This is a genomic window from Okeania hirsuta (assembly GCF_003838195.1).
Classification (GTDB): Bacteria; Cyanobacteriota; Cyanobacteriia; order Cyanobacteriales; family Microcoleaceae; genus Okeania; species Okeania hirsuta.
The window spans coordinates 1-1840 of sequence record NZ_RCBY01000537.1; the positions used below are offsets into that span (position 1 = coordinate 1).

4 protein-coding genes and 1 pseudogene are annotated in these 1840 nt (G+C 43.0%); all 5 read left to right on the forward strand.

What is annotated here, in order from left to right:
- Positions 1 to 27: 27 nt before the first annotated feature.
- Positions 28 to 210, forward strand: coding sequence for a hypothetical protein (locus tag D5R40_RS32590; protein WP_375339448.1), 183 nt, complete (start codon positions 28 to 30; stop codon positions 208 to 210).
- 372 nt (positions 211 to 582) lie between these two features.
- The gene (locus D5R40_RS32595) at positions 583 to 774 is read left to right on the forward strand and encodes a hypothetical protein (RefSeq protein WP_124155854.1); all 192 of its coding nucleotides are present in this window, start codon (positions 583 to 585) and stop codon (positions 772 to 774) included.
- 312 nt (positions 775 to 1086) lie between these two features.
- Positions 1087 to 1239 (forward strand): annotated as a pseudogene (locus D5R40_RS43290) (hypothetical protein); the annotation flags it as partial.
- Between the two features lie 28 nt (positions 1240 to 1267).
- Complete coding sequence (locus D5R40_RS32605; protein ID WP_124155856.1) at positions 1268 to 1678, forward strand: S41 family peptidase; 411 nt, start codon at positions 1268 to 1270, stop codon at positions 1676 to 1678.
- Positions 1675 to 1840 (forward strand): hypothetical protein (locus D5R40_RS43700; protein ID WP_511035261.1); only part of this gene is annotated, 166 nt, incomplete at its 3' end. The genes D5R40_RS32605 and D5R40_RS43700, both read left to right, overlap by 4 nt.

The window sequence follows — 1840 nt, forward strand, 5'->3', positions numbered from 1 at the left end:
GTAAAAAGAAATTATATCAAGAGGCGCATGCGAGAAGTTTTTCGGACCCAAAAACCCGAATTGATCAGGCTGCTGGAAGAAAGAAATACCCGCCTGGTTTTATTGATCACCTACAACAGCCGCAAATTGGCTCCTTTCTCTCAAATTCATTACAAGCTGGGCCAGGCCCTTGGAAAATTGACCCGCCGGATCGAATCCCGAGAAAATTAATTTTAGAACACGAATCTGCGTTTTTTTCGTAAATTTATAAGGAAAACTCACAAACTTCCTCTGTGTCGTTCATTCCTGATGAATTTGCGCAGAATTATTACACTGTTCCTTTATAGAAAAGATTTTCATTGCAGTGTTGACTTTCCCTCTAACTTATCAAGTCAACAGCTGCAACCCTCATTATGAAAAGAAGAACGGTCTTTACCGGCATATTACTTGTTCTGCTCTCATTCTCCTCGGTTTCGTTTCCGATGTTTCAGACAATTACTCGAGATATCCAAGAACCTGACATTTTCGGAAAATTGTACAGAGAGATAAATGCCATTTACGTAGACGAAACGGAGCCTTCCAAATTGATGCGTACCGGGATCGATGCATGCTCAATTCTTTGGATCCTTATACAAGCTTATCGGCGAAGAGGAACAAGAAGATATTCGATTTATGAGCACCGGGCAATACGGAGGTATAGGGGCTTTGGTTGGTAAAAGAAAGGATAAACTCGTGATCATAGAACCCTATGAAGGTTATCCTGCAGATCAGCAGGTCTCAAGGCAGGAGATGTAATTGTCCCGCATAGGAAAGGAATCCGTTTTGGGGACAGCTAAAGAGTGGCCGATGTTCGCGAACTTTGAGGGGAGATCGCGGAACAGAAGTAGCACTGGAGTACGACCGTGCAGGAGTACGTAAAGAAGTAAAATTTTCAGAAAACCGCATTCGAATCAATAATGTACCCTATTCGGGTATGATTGATGATGAAATTGGATACATCGCTTTTAACGGGATTTACCCTGGATGCCGGGCGAGAAGTGCGCAAGGCCTTAAGGGAATTGAAAGAACAACATGAATGAAAGGTTTGGTGCTTGACTTAGAGGTAACCCCGGAGGACGTTTGGATGAAGCCGTAAATGTATCGAATGTGTTTCTGCCGCAGGGAGAAATGATCGTTGAGACCCGGGAAGAATTGAGGGAAGTAAGCGTAAGCACAATGCGAGAACTCTCCATGGATTTGGAAACCCTTTGGTGGTATTAGTAGATAAAAGAAGCGCCAGTGCTTCTGAATTGTAGCAGGCTCATTGCAAGATTTGGATCGTGCAGTTGTTGTAGGCCAAAGAAGCTTTGGAAAAGGACTGGTGCAAAATATCCGCCCGCTAAGCTATAATACCCAGCTAAAAGTAACTACGGCCAAATATTATACACCTAGTGGGCGATGCATTCAGGCCATCAATTATGCGGAGAGAAGAGAAGACGGTTCGGTAGTACGTATCCCGGATAGCCTCAAGAATGAATTTAAAACCCGTAATGGAAGAAGTGTTTATGATGGTGGGGGAATAGAACCAGATGTAAAGGTTGAAATGGAAAATTCCATTTTGATCATCAATGCCTTAAATAGAGATGGCCTGATCTTTGAATTTGCAACGGATTATGTTCGGAAAAATCCCAATGCACCTGAGTTAGAGCATTTGAGTTGACCAACCCCATCTACCAGGACTTCATAAAATTTGCTGAGAACTCTTCCTTTAACTTTCAAACCAGCTCTGATATTCAACTGGAAAGATTGGAGAAGACGGTGGAAGCTGAAGCCTACGGAAGCGCGCTTAGCTCTCAAATGGAATTGATCGAGAAGGAGTTGA